Genomic DNA, 17768 nt, shown 5'->3' with positions numbered 1-17768 from the left:
CTGCCGTTCGACGCGCTCGAGCCGCTGCTCGCGGCCGCGCAGACCGACGGCGAGCGTGTCGCGCTCGTCGCACGCGCATCGCGCGCGGGACGCTGGGCGCAGGCCGACGGCGTGCATTTCGTCGCGGCGCCGGAAGATCCGCAGGCGTATGCGCGCGACCTGTACGGGATGCTGCGTGCGCTCGACCGCGCGCAGGTGGCGCGGATTCTCGTCGAGAAGCTGCCCGAGACCGTCGAATGGATCGCGGTCAACGATCGCCTCGGCCGCGCGGCCGCCGCGTTCGAAGCGCGCGACTGATACCCGTCGCGGTTCACGAATGAAAAACGCCCGACCGGTGCGAACCGGTCGGGCGTTTTCGTTTGGGCGCGTGGCCGGCGGCTTACTTGCCGACGCCCGAGGCCGCGATCTTCGACTGCGCGAACTGCGCGAACAGCGCATGCAGGCGCGTCGTCGGGTGGACCGTGTCGGCGAACATGTAGGTTTGATCCGCGTTCGCGACCGTGTAGGTCTGCGGCGAGCAGAACAGCGACGAGCCGAATGCGGTTGCGTTCGCGACGCCATACTGCGTGGCGGCCTGGACCATCGCCTTCAGGTTACAGGCGGTGTCGGTGTTCGACACGGCGAAGCCGTTCGCCTTGTAGTTCGCGAGGATGCCGTCCTGCCACGTGAACGTGTCGAGCAGCACGTACTTGGTCGTGTCGACCTTGAGTGCCTGCAGCGTCGCGGCGAGCGTGCCGTTGAACAGCATCGACAGTTGCGTGAGGGTCGTCTGCGAGCCGCTCTGGAGCGCGAGCGGCGTGCCGCCGATATCCGGCACGTTCGACACGAACACGTGCGTCGCGCCGGCGGCGACGATCTGTTGCACGATGCCCGCGAGCTGTTGCGCGGCGGCACCGATGTTCTGTTGCAGCTGCGTCGGCGTGATCGCGCCGGCCTGCAGCGCCGCGACCTGGTAGAAGATGTCGTTCGCGCCGCCGTTCAGCAGCACGATCTGGCCGGCGTTGAAGCTGCCGTGCTGCGACACGTATTGCTTGACCTGGTCGGCAATCGGCGTCGTGGTTGCTTGTGCGTAATCGGGGTTCGGCACGCTGGCGTCCGCGTGGCCGATGCCCGGCTGCTGCGTCACGCGCGAGCCGCCCTGTGCGTAGCCGAGACCGCCGGTGGCCTGCAGCGGAATGCCGAAACCGCCCTGGTTCGCGGGCTGCAGCGTGTCGCCGTAGTACTGCGCGACGTTCTGCGTCCACACCTGGCCCGGGTTGGTCGTGAAGCGGCCGCCGCCGAAGCCGAGCTTGATCTGCGAGTAGGTGCCCGCGTCGGACAGGCTGTCGCCGAACGACACGACCTGCATTTTCACGCCCGACGGCGGCGTGTTCGATGCGCTGTTGTTGTTGTCGTCACCACCGCCGCCGCACGCGGCGAGCAGCGCGAGCGCGGCGCCGGCGATCGCGAGTTGCGCGGTGCGCAGCATGCGCTGACGGGTGCGGGCGGGTGCGTGTTGTTGTGTCTGCATCGTTCGATCTCCTCGTAGATATGGCCTGATGTGTTTCTCATCTGCCGCGTGCCTGCTCGGTTCCGGGCTGCGCGGCGGCCGTTGGCTGAAACGGTTTATTGGTCTCGCGCGGCCGCAAGCGGCATGGTGCGCGGATCGGGGTTCGCGGCCTCGGCAATCTGCGCATGATAAGCGCTCGCCCATTCGGGCGGGCCGAAAATCGCGCGCAGCTTGTTGCGCCAGCCGGCGACGCGCAACGCGTCGCCGGCCATCGACACCCACTCGTGGAACGTCGCGACGAGCGGGTTGTTCGAGCCGAGCCGCTCGACGATCCCGTACTGCGGCGGATCGTCGGGCGTTTCCTCGACATAGCTGCCGAACAGGCGATCCCAGATCACCAGGACGCCTGCGTAATTGCGGTCGATGTAGCGCGGGTTGCGCGCATGGTGCGCGCGGTGGATCGACGGCGTGTTCAGCACGTATTCGAGCCAGCCGAGCTTGCCGATCGCCTGCGTATGCACGAAGAACTGGAACGCGAGGTTGATCAGCACGATGCCGACGACCTGTTGCGGCGGAAAACCGGCGAACGCGAGCGGCAGCCAGAACACCCACATCCCCGCGACCGGGTACATCAGGCTCTGGCGGAACGCGGTCGAGAAATTCATCCGCTCGGACGAGTGGTGCACGACGTGCGCGGCCCACAGCCAGCGCACGCGATGGCTCGCGCGATGAAAGACGTAGTAGAGGAAATCCTGCGCGACGAACAGCACCGCGAACGACAGCCAGCCGTCATGCCACGTGAACAGGCGATAGTGCTGGTAGCAGTACGCATAGACGGGGATCACGAACAGCCATGCGATCTTGTCGGCGCCCTGGTGCATCAGCGCGAGCGCCGCGTTGCACAGCGTGTCGCGCCACGCATAGACAGCGTCGTGCGCACGGGTGCGGGCGAGGTGCCAGGCCTCCCACGCGATGCACAGCAGGAAGACGGGCGCCAGCGCGAGCAGAAGCAATTCGACGTCGAATCGCATGGGCGTGTCTCCTTCTTTCCCCTGCAAGCCTTGAGGCCGGGCGTGTGGCCCGTTGTAGATATCGGTCAGGCCAACAGCCTACGCAATCGCCAGGCGCTAGGCGAGGGGGCAGCGTAGAGGGTTCCCTCTGAGGACAGGGGTTTTACGGAAGCCGCGCGGCACGGGGGCGGGCGGTGTGGCCCTGTTTTGCGGGCGTGGGTGGCGCGCGGTATGTCGTGCGCGGGTGGCGGCCGGCGTTTCAAACCGGAGAGGGCGGGATTGGGTGTGCGCAGGCGCTGGCAGGCGGCTCCGGCGGCGCGTCAGGGCGACCCGCTGCGCGGTGCCGACCCGATGCCGAGGCGGGTCGACGCGCGCCGGCATCAGGCCATGGGCGCGCCGTGTGTCGCGGCGCGCGGCACCGTCAGTGCGCGCCGGCGTAGATCCACTCGAGCAGCGAGTCGTGCGCGGCGCGCGCGGCTTCCGCGTGATCGTTGTTGATGAAGCTCACGACGATGTAGCTCTGGCCGTCCGCACCGGCGACGTAGCCGGCGATCGCGCGCACGTCGCGCAGCGTGCCGGTCTTGATGTGCGCGTTGCCGAGCACGCCGGCGTTGGTGAGGCGGTTCTTCATCGTGCCGTCGATGCCGGCGATCGGCAGCGAATCGACGAACGCCTGCGCGACCGGGCTCGCGTTCGCGGCCTGCAGCAGCGCGGCGAGCGACAGCGCGCTCACATGTTCTTCGCGCGACAGGCCCGAGCCGTTCTCGAGCACGAGGTCGGGCATCGCGATGCCGTTCTTCTGCAGGAACGCCTGGATCACGCGGCTCGACTGCTCCGGCGTCGCGGGCGGCTTGCCGCTGACCGCGCCGATCGTCAGGAACAGGTTGCGCGCCATCACGTTGTTGCTGAACTTGTTGATGTCGTAGACGATGCTGCCGAGCACCGGGCTGTGATGCACGGCGAGGGGCCGCGCGGCGGTCGGCACCTTGCCCTCGCTCACGGGCCCGGCGATCGTGCCGCCGTCCTGCTGCCACAGCGCGAGGAAGCCGCGCGCGAAGAACGTCGTGTGATCGAGGATCGCGAGGTTGGTCGTGTGCGCACCGCAGCGCAGCGGGTAGTCGCCCGCGAACGAGGCGGTCATGATCCCGCCGCCGGCCGTCAGCGTCGGGCGCGCGGCCGCGGCGGCCGCGCTGCACGAGCCCGTGCCTTCGACCAGCTGGTTGTCGATCGACAGGTCCGCGAGCGGCGGCAGCACGTCGACGGCCACCTTGCCGTCGTCGCCCGGCGTGACGGTGAACGACACGGCCTTGAATGCGTACAGCAGCGGATCGGGGCCGACGTTGTACGGCGCGCTCGCATCGTCGTCGAACGAAGGGAGATCGCGCGTCGAGGTCGCGAAGTAGCTCTTGTCGAGCACGAGGCCGCCGGCCACGCGCTTGACGCCGGCCTTGCGGAGCTTGTCGACGAGATCGATCAGCTCTTCGGGCACGAGCTTCGGATCGCCGGTGCCCTTGATGTACAGGTTGCCCTGCAGCGTGCCGTCCGGGTCGATCGTGCCGTCCGTGTAGGCAGTCGTGCGCCAGCGGTAGTCGGGGCCGAGGATCGACAGGCCCGAGAAGGTCGTCACGAGCTTCATCGTCGAGGCCGGCATCATCGGCCGGCTCGCATTCCACGCGATCAGCGGCTCCGGATCGCCGACCCGCTCGACGACGACGCTCATCGCCGACGCCGGCACCTTCGCGCGCTGCAGCGCGACGAGCACGGACGCCGGCAGGCCGGCCGCGCGCGCGGCAGGCGACACGACGGTCGTCTTGCGTGCTTCCTTGTGGGATTTCTTGCGGGCCTGCGCAGGCGGTGCGAAGGCGAGGGCCGTGCAGGTGGCGACGATGGCGGCCGCCTTCAGGCAGACGCGGGCGCGGGGGGCGAACCGGGTGGAAAGATCGGAAATCGGCATGAGCGAATACGGGGGAAGCACGACGTTCGGGCAGGGCGCGCGCGGCGCCAAAGCGCACATTGTAGAGACAAGTCCGGACAGCCCCCTTGCAATCCGCCTTTCTGTTGCATTGCACGGTGCCGCGCGCCCGGTTCGCGGCGCTACAATGGTCGGCGTGTTTGACTCGCCCCATGGATGCCTGTCCCGATGCGGATTCTGCTTGTCGAAGATGATCGAATGATTGCCGAAGGCGTGCGCAAGGCGCTGCGCTCGGACGGCTTCGCGGTCGACTGGGTGCAGGACGGCGACGCCGCGCTGACGGCGCTCGGCGGCGAGACGTACGACCTGCTGCTGCTTGATCTCGGCCTGCCGAAGCGCGACGGCATCGACGTGCTGCGCACGCTGCGCGCACGCGGGCTGGCGCTGCCGGTGCTGATCGTCACCGCGCGCGACGCGGTGGCCGATCGCGTGAAGGGGCTCGACGCGGGCGCCGACGATTACCTCGTCAAGCCGTTCGACCTCGATGAGCTGGGCGCGCGGATGCGCGCGCTGATCCGCCGCCAGGCCGGGCGCAGCGAATCGCTGATGCGCCACGGCGCGCTGACGCTCGATCCCGCTTCGCACCAGGTGACGCTCGACGGCGCGCCCGTCGCGCTGTCCGCGCGCGAGTTCGCGCTGCTCGAGGCGCTGCTCGCGCGGCCGGGCGCGGTGCTGTCGAAGAGCCAGCTCGAGGAGAAGATGTACGGCTGGGGCGAGGAGATCGGCAGCAACACGGTCGAGGTCTACATCCACGCGCTTCGCAAGAAGCTCGGCTCGGACCTGATCCGCAACGTGCGCGGGCTCGGCTACATGGTCGTCAAGGAAAGCTGACGCGTGAGGTCGATTCGTCATCAATTGCTGATCTGGCTGCTCGCGATCGTCGTCGCGGGCGTGGGCCTCGCGGGCTGGCTCATCTACCGGCAGGCGCTCGCCGAAGCGAACGAACTGTTCGACTACCAGTTGCAGGAAATCGCCGCGGCCTTGCCGTCCGAGCCGTTCTCGCAGGTGTTCGGTTCGCGCACCAACGGCGACGAAGGCATCGTGATCCAGATCTGGAACCGCAACGGCGTGCTGATGTACTTCTCGCATCCGCGTGCGCCGATCGCGCCGCGCGCGGAGCTCGGCTTCTCGACCGAACGCACCGATCGCGGCGAATGGCGCGTGTACGGCGCGATCGTCGGCGACAACGTCGTGCAGCTCGCGCAGCCGCTGTCGGTGCGCAACCGGCTCGCGGCGAACGTCGCGCTGCGCACGCTGTGGCCGCTGATCGTGCTGTTGCCGTTCCTCGGCGCGGCCGTGTGGGTGATCGTCGGACGCGGGCTCGCGCCGCTCGGCCGCGTGACGCGCGCGGTCGAGGCGCGCCGGCCGGAAGCGCTCGACGCGCTGCCCGATGCGCGCCTGCCGCTCGAGGTGCAGCCGCTCGTCCGCGCGCTGAACGGCCTGCTCGCGCGGCTGGCGGCCGCCCTCGACACGCAGAAGGCCTTCGTGGCCGATGCCGCGCACGAACTGCGTACACCGCTCGCGGCCGTGCAGATCCAGGCGCAGCTCGTCGCCCGTGCGAAGGACGACGCGTCGCGCCGTGAGGCGATCGCCGATCTCCAGGATGGCGTGTCGCGTGCGACGCGCCTCACCGAGCAACTGCTCGCGCTCGCCCGCGCCGAACCGGATGGCGCGACGATGCGCGAGCCGGTCGACCTGCAGGCGCTGCTCGCGGAATGCGTGGCCGCGCTTGCGCCGCTCGCGCAACGGCACGACATCGATCTCGGCTTCGAGGAGACGCGCGCGGCGAGCGTGGTCGCGGACGTCGGCGCGCTGCGCGTGATGTTCGGCAACCTGCTCGACAACGCGGTGAAGTACACGCCGGACGGCGGCCGCATCGACGTGTCGCTGACCCGCGACGCGGCCGGCCGCGCGTGCGTGCAGATCGGCGACAGCGGGCCCGGCATTCCGGCCGACGAGCGCGAACGCGTGTTCGACCGCTTCTACCGCGACAGCTCCGCGCGGGCGCGCACCGACGTGTCGGGCAGCGGGCTCGGGCTCGCGATCGTCAAGCGCGTGGCCGCGCAGCAGGGCGCGACGGTGTCGCTCGGCGACGCGGCCGCGGGCGGCCTGCTCGTCAGCGTCGTGTTCCGCGATGCCGAGATGCCGGCCGAGGCGCCGCAGCCGTCCGAATCCGTGTGAAGCACGCCCCGCGCGGGCGCCGGCGGCCGCTTAAGCCCCGCTTAAGGCTGATTAAGCCTCCTTTAAGTCAGGGTCGTTACGCTGCGTCCTAACAAAGAGGAGGTCCTACGATGAACACCCGATTCCTTGCGCGCGGCGCCGTCGCGGTCGCCGTGGCGGCCGCCCTGTCCGCCGGTTATGTCGCCGGCACCCGCCGCGCCGATCCGCAGATCATCACGCCCGCGCAGGCCGCCGCATTGATGCCGGCCGAAGCGGCCGCGAAGACCGGCATCCCCGATTTCTCCGGGCTCGTCGAGACCTACGGCCCGGCGGTCGTGAACATCAGCGCGAAGCACGTCGTGAAGCAGGTGTCGCGGCGCGTGCCGCAGCCGCAGCTGCCGATCGATCCGAGCGATCCGTTCTACCAGTTCTTCAAGCACTTCTACGGCCAGGTGCCGGGCATGGGCGGCGACGCGCAGCCGGACGACCAGCCGAGCGCGAGCCTCGGTTCCGGGTTTGTCATCAGCTCCGACGGGTACATCCTCACCAATGCGCACGTGATCGACGGCGCGAACGTCGTCACGGTCAAGCTGACCGACAAGCGCGAATACAAGGCGAAGGTCGTCGGCTCCGACAAGCAGTCCGACGTCGCGGTGCTGAAGATCGACGCGAGCGGCCTGCCGACCGTGAAGATCGGCGATCCGGCGCAGAGCAAGGTCGGCCAGTGGGTCGTCGCGATCGGTTCGCCGTACGGCTTCGACAACACGGTCACGTCGGGCATCATCAGCGCGAAGTCGCGCGCGCTGCCGGACGAGAACTACACGCCGTTCATCCAGACCGACGTGCCGGTGAACCCCGGCAACTCGGGCGGCCCGCTGTTCAACCTGCAGGGCGAGGTGATCGGCATCAACTCGATGATCTACTCGCAGACGGGCGGCTTCCAGGGCCTGTCGTTCGCGATCCCGATCAACGAGGCGATCAAGGTGAAGGACGAGCTCGTGAAGACGGGCCACGTGAGCCGCGGCCGCCTCGGCGTCGCCGTGCAGGGGCTGAACCAGACGCTCGCGAGCTCGTTCGGACTGCAGAAGCCGGACGGCGCGCTCGTCAGCTCGGTCGATGCCAACGGCCCGGCCGCGAAGGCCGGCCTGCAGCCGGGTGACGTGATCCTGGCGGTCAACGGCTCGCCGGTCGCCGATTCGACATCGCTGCCCGCGCAGATCGCGAACCTGAAGCCGGGTTCGAAGGCCGACCTGCAGATCTGGCGCGACAAGTCGAAGAAGTCGATCAGCGTGACGCTCGGCGCGATGGCCGACGCGAAGCTCGCGTCGAACGACGGCGGGCCGGTCGAGCAGGGGCGCCTGGGCGTTGCGGTGCGTCCGCTGTCGCCGCAGGAGCGCAGTGCCGCCAACCTGTCGCATGGCCTGATCGTGCAGCAGGCCGGCGGGCCGGCCGCCAACGCGGGCATCCAGCCCGGCGACGTGATCCTCGCGGTCAATGGCCGCCCGGTCACGAGCCCCGAGCAGTTGCGCGACGCGGTCAAGGGAGCGGGCAACAGTCTTGCTCTGCTGATCCAGCGCGATAATGCACAGATCTTCGTGCCGGTCGACCTGAGCTGACCGGCCACGGCCGATGGCCGGCCAGGCCGGCCGCGGCGGGCGCCGCCGCCGTTCTGAAGGTGTGACGCGGCGCCCTGTATGTGTTCCGACCCCAAGGAGAGAGCCATGCAATATCTACGCAACGTGTCCCGATTTGCCGTCGCCGCGGCGCTGGCCGCCGGCCTCGCAGCCGGAGCGACCGGCGCGTACGCGCAGTCGGACGGCTTGCCCGCCGCGCGCCAGCAGGGCGACGTCACCTTCGTGTCCGGCGGCGTCGGGCTGGACGAATCGACGGCGTTCCAGCGCAGCGAGCCGAGTTGGCCGCTGGCGCTGCGGTTCACCGGCAAGGGCGGTGAGTTCCTGGCCGACGTCCATGTGCGGATCGTCGACGGCAAGGGTACCGAAGTGCTGAAGACCGACGCGCGCGGGCCGTACATGCTCGTGAAGGTGCCGCCGGGCCGCTATACGGTGCAGGCGTCGTATCAGGGCAACGAGGAATCCCGCGCCGTCACGGTCGGCGCGAAGGGCGGCGCGAAAGCCGCCTTCCAGTGGAGCGCGCAGTAGGCCGCCGCGCGCGGCCCCGGCCGGGGTTGCGCATTCGGCTGCGGTTTCGCCCATAATGAAAGCCACGGCACCCGTGCCGTGGCTTTTTCGTTTCCTGAGTCCGGCCTGGCCGGGCCGCCCCAAGGAGAAACGATGTCCGACGCAGCCGACCCTCGTCTCGAAATCGTGCCGAACCGCCATCGCGTGCGCGTGATCCATCGCGGCATCACGTACGCCGATTCGCACGGTGCGTTGACCGTGCGCGAAACGGGCCTGCCGGACACCCACTACCTGCCGCGCAGCGACGTCAACATGCGCCGGCTCGTGAAGTCGGGTGTCACGTCGGCCTGCCCGTTCAGGGGCGAGGCCGTGCACTTCGACTTGCAGACCGAAGACGGCGTGATCGAGAACGCCGCATGGAGTTACGAGGAACCGAAGGAAGCTGCGTTGGCGCTCGCGCTCTACGTTGCCTTCGACGCTGCACGGATCGACAGTCTCGTCGAGACGTCCTGATGCGGCGCGTGTTCATCGGGGAGGCGTCATGGAACTGAACGACACGTTACGCATACCGCTCGCCCCGCCCGTCGTGCGGGAGGCATTCGAGGATCTCGCATTGCTGCGCGCGAGCTTCGACCATTGCGAATCCTTCGTGAAGCTTGCGCACGGCGAGTTTGCGCTGACGATCACGGTGCCGCTCGGCCCGCTGCGCGCCCGCTACGACGTGCGTGCGCATGCGGCCGCGGAGCAGGGCGACGCAGAAGGGCAGCCGCGCCGCGTGCTCAACTTCAAGGCGCGGGCCGACGGGCTCGGCGCGCTGCGCGGCCAGGTCGAACTCGTGCTGATGCCGGATGACGACGCGAACGCCACGCGCATCGAGTACGTCGTCTGGGCGACGGCGAGCGGCCCGCTCACCGAGCTGCCGGGGCGGCAGATCGAAAATACGCTGCGCGAATGGACCGACGATTTCTTCCGTGAATTCTGCACGGTCGTGCAGGCGAAGCACGGTCTTGCACCGAATCGCGCGCGCTCGGCCGCGCCACGGCGCCAGCACGTGTTCCTGCGGCCGGCGTCGCTGGTGGCCGCGACGAAGCGTGCGTTGCCGCCGCACCTTGGCGGTGCGCTGAGCGGGCGTGCCGCCAGCGCGCTCCCGCATCGCGGCGCCGGCACGGTGCCCGTGTGGGCGTGGGCCGCGATGATCGTCTTCGTCGCGCTGCTGCTTTACGCGGCGCGCTGGATCAACGGCGGCTGAGCGGCCGGCCGGTTCCGCTGCGAGGCCTGCTCGCCGCGCGTGTCACCGCACGACATCGGCGCCGGCTCCGGCGCCGCGAAATTCCCTTCGATATGCCGACGGCGACGTGCCGAGCGCGCCCGCGAAATGCTGGCGCAGCGACACGCTCGACCCGTAGCCGGCCGCCTGCGCGATCGCATCGATCGATTGCCCGGTGGTTTCCAGCAGATGCTGCGCGCGCGCGAGCCGCTCGGCCTGCAGCCACGCGGTGACGGTCGTGCCGGTCGCCTGGCGGAAGTGGCGCGTGAACGTGCGCCGGCTCATCAGCACGCGTTCGGCGAGCGAATCGACGCTGTGTGCGGCGTCGAGGTGGGCGCGCACCCAGTCGAGCAGGCCCGCGAGCCGCGCATCGCGCGGGTGCGCGGCCACCGGCTGCGGCACGTACTGCGCCTGCCCGCCCTGCCGGTGCGGCGGGATCACGAGGCGGCGCGCGATCTGGTTCGCGGCGTCCGAGCCGAAGCGCAGCCGGACGACGTGCAGGCAGCAGTCGAGCCCGGCGGCCGTGCCGGCCGACGTCATCAGGTTGCCGTCTTCCACGTACAGCACGTCCGGATCGAGCTTCACGCGCGGAAAGCGTCGTGCGAAGTCGTCGGCCCACGCCCAGTGCGTGGTGGCCGGGCGGCCGTCGAGCAGGCCGGCCGCGGCGAGCACGTAGGCGCCGAGGCACAGCCCGACGAGCTGCGCGCCACGCGCGGCGGCCGCGCGGACGGCGTCGAGCAGCACGTCGGGCGGCGCTTCGTCCGGGTCGCGCCATGCCGGCACGATGACGATGTCCGCATCGTCGAGCCCGTCGAGCCCGTACGGCGCGGTGATCGTGAAGCCGCCTGTCGTCGACAGCGGGCCACGTTCGGCCGAGCAGACGCGGAACTCGAACGCGGGCGAGGCGGCCGCGTCGCGTTCCTTGCCGAACACGACCGAGGGCACCGACAGATGGAACGGGCTGATGCCGTCATACGCGATCACGGCAACGACGGTCGGAGCAGGCTGGGCGGTCCGGGTGGACGAGGCGGCGGTCATGGCGGGCTCCGGAATGGCGATGGCCCGATTCTATCGAAGAATGGCTATCGGGCCACTGTCCCCGTGAGCGATGCGCGCCGACAATGCATCGCATCGCGCCGCTGGCCGTCCCGTTCCGGGGCGGGGTTGCGCCCCCGGACCAGGAGCCCGCTATGTCGAACGCCGTCCCGCATTCCGCTTCCCAAGCCGTTTCCCGTCCGGCTAACCGTCGCGCACTGATCGTGATCGATGTCCAGAACGAGTACGTGACGGGCAACCTGCCGATCGAATATCCGCCGCTCGACGTGTCGCTCACGAACATCGGCCGCGCGATCGACACCGCGCATGCGGCCGGCGTGCCGGTGATCGTCGTCCAGCACGTCGCACCGGCCGGCGCGCCGATCTTCGCGCCCGGCTCCGACGGCGTCGCGCTGCACGCGGTCGTTGCCGGCCGGCCATACGCGCACCTGATCGAGAAGAAGCAGGCAAGCTCGTTCGCCGGGACCGACGTCGCCGCGTGGCTCGACGCGCACGGGATCGACACGCTCACGGTGGCCGGCTACATGACGCACAACTGCAATGCGTCGACGGTCTATCACGCGGCGCACGCGGGGCTGAATGTCGAGTACCTCAATGACGCGACGGGTGCACTGCCTTACGAGAACGAAGCGGGGGCGGCGAGCGCCGAGGAGATTCACCGCGCGTACACGGTGGTGTTCCAGTCGAATTTCGCGGCCGTGATGTCGACCGACGCGTGGATCGCGGGACTGGCCGGTGCGCCGATGCCGACGCGCGATTCGGTCGCCGCGTCGAACCGGCGGGCCCGCGCGCAGCGCGCGAAGGCGGCCTGAAACAGCAGGGACAGGGGGGAGGGCGCGGGCCGCGCGTTGGCGCGGCCCGGCGCGCCGCCCGATGAAACAGACAACACCGCAAGCGATCGCTCGTCGCGCGGTCAGTCGCCGTCCTTCAGCATCGCCGGGCTGAAGCGCAGCATGTCGAAACAGCCGTCGACGAGCTTTTCCGCATGCTGCTCGGCGTCGATCTCGTCGGGCAGCATCAGCATGTCGCGCACGAAACCGCTGACGAGCGTGTGCAGCATCAGCGTCGCGCGCCACGTATCGAGCCGCTCGGGCAGCAGCTTGAGCCGCACGGCCCCCGCGAGATCGGCATCGATCGCGTGCAGCGCCTCGCTCATGCCCGCACGGTTGCGCTGGAGCAGCGGCTCCAGATCCGCAACGTACTCGCACTTCATGAACAGGATGCTGAACACGCGGCGCAACTGCGCGTCGCGCTGCACGCCGAGCAGGCACCAGATCAGGATCTGCCGGATCTTCTCGAGCGGATTGCCGCCCGGCGCGTCGAGCGGCATCCGCTTCAGCTCGTCGATCGGCAGAAACACGCGGTCGAACATCGCGTCGAACAGTTCGCTCTTGTTCGCGAAATGCCAGTAGATCGCGCCGCGCGTCACGCCGGCATGCTGGGCGATGTCCGCGAGCGACGTGTGCGACACGCCCTTCTCGAAGAACACGTGTTCGGCGGCGTCGAGAATACGGTTACGCGTCTCGAGCGCCTCCTCCTTGGTACGTCTGACCATGTGCAGGCCTGATTGGAATGATCGTAGGTGAATTTAGGGTCTGCAACCCTCGGCGCAGTCATATAGACTGGCTATGCTTGCGATTGGTAACAATCCGTAAGACTGGACGGCAGGCGGGGCATAAACGGGCTTTTTACATACATTCATGAATGTATATACAATACCACCCTACGATCGAATGACCCAAGTGGCAATCAGTTAATATCCCACTCTGCTGATTCCCGCCAAAGTTCCAGTCCGCAGTGCGGGGCAACCTGTCGGCACGGAGGTTTCGTGCCGCTTGCTGTATCTGGCAGTCCAGTATTTCAGGTGTTCGATCTGCGCCGTGAGGCGCATCCGTGTCGCGCTCCCTCCGGTCGGGTGCGGCACTTATTCCATTGGTTATACACAGAGGTCGCTCCATGCGCGTCGAACGGGTTCCATACCGCTTAATCACTGTCGCGACGGCCGCCGTTTTCCTGGCCGCGTGCGGGAAAAAAGAATCGGCACCGCCGCCGCAAACGCCGGAAGTCGGCGTCGTCACCGTCCAACCGCAAGCCGTACCGGTCTTCAGCGAACTGCCGGGCCGCACCAGCGCATTCCTCGTCGCGCAGGTCCGCGCGCGGGTCGACGGCATCGTGCTGCGTCGTGAATTCACCGAAGGCACCGACGTCAAGGCCGGCCAGCGTCTGTACAAGATCGACCCGGCGCCGTACGTCGCCGCACTGAACAGCGCGAAGGCAACGCTCGCGAAGGCGCAGGCGAACCTCGTCACGCAGAACGCACTGGTCGCGCGCTACAAGGTGCTGGTGGCCGCGAACGCGGTCAGCAAGCAGGACTACGACAACGCGGTGGCCACGCAGGGCCAGGCCGCGGCGGACGTCGCGGCCGGCAAGGCGGCGGTCGATACCGCGCAGATCAACCTCGGCTATACCGACGTCGTGTCGCCGATCACCGGTCGCGTCGGCATCTCGCAAGTGACGCCGGGCGCGTACGTGCAGGCGAGCCAGGCGACGCTGATGTCGACGGTGCAGCAGCTCGATCCGGTGTACGTCGACCTCACGCAGTCGAGCCTCGAAGGCCTGAAGCTGCGCCAGGACGTGCAGAGCGGCCGCCTGAAGACGAGCGGCCCGGGCGCCGCGAAGGTGTCGCTGATCCTGGAAGACGGCAAGACCTACTCGGAAGCCGGCAAGCTGCAGTTCTCGGACGTGACGGTCGACCAGGCCACCGGTTCGGTGACGATCCGCGCGGTGTTCCCGAACCCGGGCCGCGTGCTGCTGCCGGGCATGTTCGTGCGTGCACGGATCGAGGAAGGCGTGAACGAGAACGCGTTCCTGGTGCCGCAGATCGGCGTCACGCATGACCAGAAGGGCCAGGCGATCGCGATGGTGGTGAACGCCAGCAACAAGGTCGAGCCGCGTCCGCTGAAGACCACCGGCATGCAGGGCCCGAACTGGATCGTCGAAGGCGGTCTGCAGGCGGGCGACCACGTGATCGTGCAGGGCGGCGAGAAGGTGCGCCCGGGTGCGACCGTGAAGTCGGTACCGGCACAGCTCGCACCGGCGGCCGCAGCCGCATCGGGCGCCGCCGCCACCGCCGCGCCGGCTGCCGCCGGTTCCGGCGCCGCTGCCGCTTCCGGTGCTGCCGCATCGGGCGCCGCGCCGGCGAGTGCTGCCGCTGCTTCGAGCGCGCAATAACAGGGAGCCTGTTTCATGGCAAAGTTTTTTATCGATCGCCCGATCTTCGCGTGGGTGATCGCCATCATCCTGATGCTGGCCGGGGTTGCGGCGATCTTCACGCTGCCGATCTCGCAGTATCCGACGATCGCGCCGCCCTCGATCCAGATCACCGCGAACTACCCGGGCGCTTCCGCGAAGACGGTGGAAGACACGGTGACGCAGGTGATCGAGCAGCAGATGAGCGGTCTCGACAACTTCCTGTACATGTCGTCGACCAGTGACGACTCGGGCAACGCGACGATCACGCTGACCTTCGCGCCGGGTACCAACGCCGACATCGCACAGGTTCAGGTGCAGAACAAGCTGTCGCTCGCGACGCCGATTCTGCCGCAGGTCGTGCAGCAGCTCGGCCTCTCGGTGACGAAGTCGAGCAGCAGCTTCCTGCTGGTGCTCGCCTTCAACTCCGAAGACGGCAGCATGAACAAGTACGACCTCGCGAACTTCGTGGCGTCGCACGTGAAGGACCCGATCAGCCGGTTGAACGGCGTCGGTACCGTCACGCTGTTCGGCTCGCAGTACGCGATGCGGGTCTGGCTCGATGCGACGCGCCTGACGAACTACGGCCTCACGCCGGTCGACGTGTCGACCGCGATCTCCGCACAGAACGTGCAGATCGCAGGCGGCCAGATCGGCGGCACGCCGTCCACGCCGGGCACGATGCTGCAGGCTACGATCACCGAGTCGACGTTGCTGCAGACGCCCGAGCAGTTCGGCAACATCCTGCTGAAGGTCAACCAGGACGGCTCGCAGGTTCGCCTGAAGGATGTCGCGAAGCTCGAACTCGGCGGTGAAAACTACAACTTCGACACGAAGTACAACGGTCAGCCGACCGCGGCACTCGGTATCCAGCTCGCGACCAACGCGAACGCGCTGGCGACCGCGAAGGCCGTGCGCGCGAAGATCGACGAACTGGCACCGTTCTTCCCGCACGGCCTCGTCGTGAAGTACCCGTACGACACGACGCCGTTCGTGAAGCTGTCGATCGAGGAAGTGGTCAAGACGCTGCTCGAAGGTATCGTGCTGGTGTTCCTCGTGATGTATCTGTTCCTGCAGAACCTGCGGGCGACGATCATCCCGACGATCGCGGTGCCGGTCGTGCTGCTCGGCACGTTCGCGATCATGTCGATGGTGGGCTTCTCGATCAACACGCTGTCGATGTTCGGTCTCGTGCTCGCGATCGGCCTGCTGGTGGACGATGCGATCGTGGTGGTGGAGAACGTCGAGCGGGTGATGGCGGAAGAGGGCCTGTCACCGAAGGAGGCGACCCGCAAGGCGATGGGCCAGATCACCGGCGCACTCGTTGGCGTGGCGCTCGTGCTGTCGGCGGTGTTCGTGCCGGTGGCGTTCTCGGGCGGCTCGGTCGGCGCGATCTATCGTCAGTTCTCGCTGACGATCGTGTCGGCGATGGTGCTGTCGGTGCTCGTCGCGTTGATTCTGACGCCGGCACTGTGCGCGACGATCCTCAAGCCGATCCCGCAAGGGCATCACGAAGAGAAGAAGGGCTTCTTCGGCTGGTTCAACCGCACGTTCAACAACAGCCGCGACAAGTACCACGTCGGCGTGCACCACGTGATCAAGCGCTCGGGCCGCTGGCTCATCATCTACCTGGTCGTGATCGTCGCGGTCGGCCTGCTGTTCGTGCGCCTGCCGAAGTCGTTCCTGCCGGATGAAGACCAGGGCCTGATGTTCGTGATCGTGCAGACGCCGTCGGGCTCGACGCAGGAAACGACCGCGAAGACGCTCGCGAACATTTCCGACTACCTGCTGAAGGACGAGAAGGAAATCGTCGAATCGGCGTTCACGGTCAACGGCTTCAGCTTCGCCGGCCGCGGCCAGAACTCCGGTCTCGTGTTCGTTCGCCTGAAGGACTACTCGCAGCGTCAGCATGCGAACCAGAAGGTGCAGGCGCTGATCGGCCGCATGTTCGGGCGCTACGCGGGCTACAAGGACGCGATCGTGATCCCGTTCAACCCGCCGTCGATTCCCGAGCTCGGCACGGCTGCCGGCTTCGACTTCGAGCTGACGGACAACGCGGGTCTCGGCCACGATGCGCTGATGGCCGCGCGTAACCAGCTGCTCGGGATGGCCTCGAAGGATCCGACGCTGCAGGGGGTGCGTCCGAACGGCCTGAACGATACGCCGCAGTACAAGGTCGACATCGATCGCGAGAAGGCGAACGCGCTCGGCGTGACGGCGGACGCGATCGACCAGACGTTCTCGATCGCCTGGGCGTCGAAGTACGTGAACAACTTCCTCGATACCGACGGCCGGATCAAGAAGGTCTACGTGCAGGCGGACGCGCCGTTCCGGATGACGCCGGAAGACCTGAACATCTGGTACGTGCGCAACGGGTCGGGCGGGATGGTGCCGTTCAGTTCGTTCGCGACCGGTCACTGGACGTACGGTTCGCCGAAGCTCGAGCGCTACAACGGTGTGTCGGCGATGGAAATCCAGGGTCAGGCCGCACCGGGCAAGTCGACCGGTCAGGCGATGGCTGCGATGGAACAGATCGCGAAGAAGCTGCCGGTCGGTATCGGCTACTCGTGGACGGGCCTGTCGTTCCAGGAAATCCAGTCCGGTTCGCAGGCGCCGATCCTGTATGCGATCTCGATTCTCGTCGTGTTCCTGTGTCTCGCGGCGCTGTATGAAAGCTGGTCGATCCCGTTCTCGGTGATCATGGTGGTGCCGCTCGGCGTGATCGGTGCGCTGCTCGCGGCAACGATGCGCGGCCTCGAGAACGACGTGTTCTTCCAGGTCGGCCTGCTGACGACCGTGGGCTTGTCCGCGAAGAACGCGATTCTGATCGTGGAGTTCGCGCGCGAACTGCAGATGACGGAGAAGATGGGGCCGATCGAGGCCGCGCTGGAAGCGGCGCGCCTGCGGCTGCGTCCGATCCTGATGACGTCGCTCGCGTTCATTCTCGGCGTGATGCCGCTCGCGATCAGCAACGGCGCGGGTTCGGCGAGCCAGCACGCAATCGGTACGGGCGTGATCGGCGGGATGATCACGGCGACGTTCCTCGCGATCTTCATGATCCCGATGTTCTTCGTGAAGATCCGCGCGATCTTCAGCGGCGAGAAGGAAGACGTCGACGAGGCGCTGCGCCTGGCTCAGGAGCACTCGCACCACGAAGAGAAGCCGGGCAACGGCGACGAAGGCAACAAGGGACAGTGATGATGCAAAAACACGCTTTGACTGCAATCGCGGTCGCGCTCTTCGCCACGGGCTGCACGATGGCGCCGCATTACAAGCGGCCCGATGCACCCGTCGCGCAGACGTACCCGGCCGGCGGCGTCTACGCGACGCAGCCGGGTGCGGCCGGCGCGCGCAGCGCGAACGGGCAAGCTGCGACCGCCATCGGCTGGCGCGAGTTCTTCGTCGATCCGCGCCTGCAGCGGCTGAT

General features: G+C 68.0%; 15 protein-coding genes and 1 pseudogene. 11 read left to right on the top strand and 5 right to left on the bottom strand.

The genetic code is table 11. From position 1 onward, the window contains the following. Window positions 1-297, top strand: a 297-nt coding sequence (locus tag G3N98_RS32215; RefSeq protein ID WP_277396933.1) for a Sua5 family C-terminal domain-containing protein, incomplete at its 5' end; no start/stop codon positions are given. An 82-nt stretch (window positions 298-379) separates the two neighbouring features. On the opposite strand, the gene G3N98_RS32210 is transcribed toward G3N98_RS32215, so the two are convergent. From G3N98_RS32210 to dacB, 3 genes are all read right to left on the bottom strand, one after another. Next, window positions 380-1510 carry an SGNH/GDSL hydrolase family protein gene (locus tag G3N98_RS32210; protein ID WP_089473483.1) on the bottom strand — a complete coding sequence of 377 codons (1131 nt, stop codon included), beginning with the start codon at window positions 1508-1510 and terminating at the stop codon, window positions 380-382. Window positions 1511-1605: 95 nt separating this feature from the next. Continuing rightward, window positions 1606-2520: a sterol desaturase family protein gene (locus G3N98_RS32205; protein WP_206150456.1), complete on the bottom strand. Its 915-nt coding sequence runs from the start codon at window positions 2518-2520 to the stop codon at window positions 1606-1608. 400 nt (window positions 2521-2920) lie between these two features. After that, on the bottom strand, window positions 2921-4453 hold the full coding sequence (gene dacB / locus G3N98_RS32200) for a D-alanyl-D-alanine carboxypeptidase/D-alanyl-D-alanine-endopeptidase (RefSeq protein WP_206150455.1): 1533 nt from the start codon (window positions 4451-4453) through the stop codon (window positions 2921-2923). A gap of 186 nt (window positions 4454-4639) precedes the next feature. Here dacB and G3N98_RS32195 point away from each other — a divergent pair, with 186 nt between their 5' ends. The 6 genes from G3N98_RS32195 (at window position 4640) to G3N98_RS32170 (ending at window position 10018) form a co-directional block, all read left to right on the top strand. Continuing rightward, window positions 4640-5302 carry a response regulator gene (locus G3N98_RS32195; protein ID WP_206150454.1) on the top strand — a complete coding sequence of 221 codons (663 nt, stop codon included), beginning with the start codon at window positions 4640-4642 and terminating at the stop codon, window positions 5300-5302. Window positions 5303-5305: 3 nt separating this feature from the next. Continuing rightward, the gene (locus G3N98_RS32190) at window positions 5306-6652 is read left to right on the top strand and encodes an ATP-binding protein (RefSeq protein ID WP_089431641.1); all 1347 of its coding nucleotides are present in this window, start codon (window positions 5306-5308) and stop codon (window positions 6650-6652) included. 110 nt (window positions 6653-6762) lie between these two features. Beyond that, window positions 6763-8247: a DegQ family serine endoprotease gene (locus tag G3N98_RS32185; RefSeq protein ID WP_089426229.1), complete on the top strand. Its 1485-nt coding sequence runs from the start codon at window positions 6763-6765 to the stop codon at window positions 8245-8247. A gap of 105 nt (window positions 8248-8352) precedes the next feature. Further along, a complete protein-coding gene (locus G3N98_RS32180) occupies window positions 8353-8790 on the top strand; it encodes a carboxypeptidase-like regulatory domain-containing protein (protein WP_089426228.1) in 438 nt (145 codons plus the stop codon). Between the two features lie 132 nt (window positions 8791-8922). After that, window positions 8923-9282 carry a DUF427 domain-containing protein gene (locus tag G3N98_RS32175; protein ID WP_175237429.1) on the top strand — a complete coding sequence of 120 codons (360 nt, stop codon included), beginning with the start codon at window positions 8923-8925 and terminating at the stop codon, window positions 9280-9282. Window positions 9283-9310: 28 nt separating this feature from the next. Beyond that, a complete protein-coding gene (locus G3N98_RS32170) occupies window positions 9311-10018 on the top strand; it encodes an SRPBCC domain-containing protein (RefSeq protein WP_206150453.1) in 708 nt (235 codons plus the stop codon). A 42-nt stretch (window positions 10019-10060) separates the two neighbouring features. Here the strand turns inward: G3N98_RS32170 and G3N98_RS32165 are convergent, their stop codons facing one another. Next, window positions 10061-11074 (bottom strand): helix-turn-helix domain-containing protein, encoded by a 1014-nt coding sequence (locus G3N98_RS32165; RefSeq protein ID WP_206150452.1) that lies wholly within the window; start codon window positions 11072-11074, stop codon window positions 10061-10063. Window positions 11075-11226: 152 nt separating this feature from the next. Between G3N98_RS32165 and G3N98_RS32160 the strand changes: the two genes are divergently transcribed. Beyond that, window positions 11227-11904, top strand: coding sequence for a cysteine hydrolase family protein (locus G3N98_RS32160; protein ID WP_206150451.1), 678 nt, complete (start codon window positions 11227-11229; stop codon window positions 11902-11904). Between the two features lie 101 nt (window positions 11905-12005). Here G3N98_RS32160 and G3N98_RS32155 read toward each other — a convergent pair whose 3' ends face one another. Beyond that, a complete protein-coding gene (locus G3N98_RS32155) occupies window positions 12006-12647 on the bottom strand; it encodes a TetR family transcriptional regulator (protein ID WP_089426224.1) in 642 nt (213 codons plus the stop codon). Window positions 12648-13048: 401 nt separating this feature from the next. Here G3N98_RS32155 and G3N98_RS32150 point away from each other — a divergent pair, with 401 nt between their 5' ends. The 3 genes and pseudogenes from G3N98_RS32150 to G3N98_RS32140 all read left to right on the top strand — a co-directional run. Further along, a complete protein-coding gene (locus G3N98_RS32150) occupies window positions 13049-14323 on the top strand; it encodes an efflux RND transporter periplasmic adaptor subunit (protein ID WP_089473475.1) in 1275 nt (424 codons plus the stop codon). Window positions 14324-14338: 15 nt separating this feature from the next. Continuing rightward, window positions 14339-17539, top strand: coding sequence for an efflux RND transporter permease BpeB (gene bpeB, locus G3N98_RS32145; protein WP_039368427.1), 3201 nt, complete (start codon window positions 14339-14341; stop codon window positions 17537-17539). Beyond that, window positions 17539-17768, top strand: a pseudogene (locus G3N98_RS32140) (multidrug transporter); the annotation flags it as partial. The gene bpeB and the pseudogene G3N98_RS32140, both read left to right, overlap by 1 nt.

Origin of the sequence: Burkholderia sp. Tr-20390 (assembly GCF_017104595.1) — a bacterium.
Lineage (GTDB): Bacteria > Pseudomonadota > Gammaproteobacteria > Burkholderiales > Burkholderiaceae > Burkholderia.
Note: the sequence above shows the minus strand (reverse complement) of the source record. Positions and strands in the feature narration are given on the sequence as shown.

Bases quoted from the DNA above. Each gene is read 5' to 3' on its own strand.
- G3N98_RS32165 (WP_206150452.1), bottom strand. From the start codon at position 11,074: ATGACCGCCGCCTCGTCCACCCGGACCGCCCAGCCTGCTCCGACCGTC.
- G3N98_RS32150 (WP_089473475.1), top strand. From the start codon at position 13,049: ATGCGCGTCGAACGGGTTCCATACCGCTTAATCACTGTCGCGACGGCC.
- G3N98_RS32155 (WP_089426224.1), bottom strand. From the start codon at position 12,647: ATGGTCAGACGTACCAAGGAGGAGGCGCTCGAGACGCGTAACCGTATT.
- G3N98_RS32170 (WP_206150453.1), top strand. From the start codon at position 9,311: ATGGAACTGAACGACACGTTACGCATACCGCTCGCCCCGCCCGTCGTG.
- G3N98_RS32160 (WP_206150451.1), top strand. From the start codon at position 11,227: ATGTCGAACGCCGTCCCGCATTCCGCTTCCCAAGCCGTTTCCCGTCCG.
- G3N98_RS32185 (WP_089426229.1), top strand. From the start codon at position 6,763: ATGAACACCCGATTCCTTGCGCGCGGCGCCGTCGCGGTCGCCGTGGCG.
- G3N98_RS32210 (WP_089473483.1), bottom strand. From the start codon at position 1,510: ATGCAGACACAACAACACGCACCCGCCCGCACCCGTCAGCGCATGCTG.
- G3N98_RS32180 (WP_089426228.1), top strand. From the start codon at position 8,353: ATGCAATATCTACGCAACGTGTCCCGATTTGCCGTCGCCGCGGCGCTG.
- bpeB (WP_039368427.1), top strand. From the start codon at position 14,339: ATGGCAAAGTTTTTTATCGATCGCCCGATCTTCGCGTGGGTGATCGCC.
- G3N98_RS32205 (WP_206150456.1), bottom strand. From the start codon at position 2,520: ATGCGATTCGACGTCGAATTGCTTCTGCTCGCGCTGGCGCCCGTCTTC.
- G3N98_RS32175 (WP_175237429.1), top strand. From the start codon at position 8,923: ATGTCCGACGCAGCCGACCCTCGTCTCGAAATCGTGCCGAACCGCCAT.
- G3N98_RS32195 (WP_206150454.1), top strand. From the start codon at position 4,640: ATGCGGATTCTGCTTGTCGAAGATGATCGAATGATTGCCGAAGGCGTG.
- dacB (WP_206150455.1), bottom strand. From the start codon at position 4,453: ATGCCGATTTCCGATCTTTCCACCCGGTTCGCCCCCCGCGCCCGCGTC.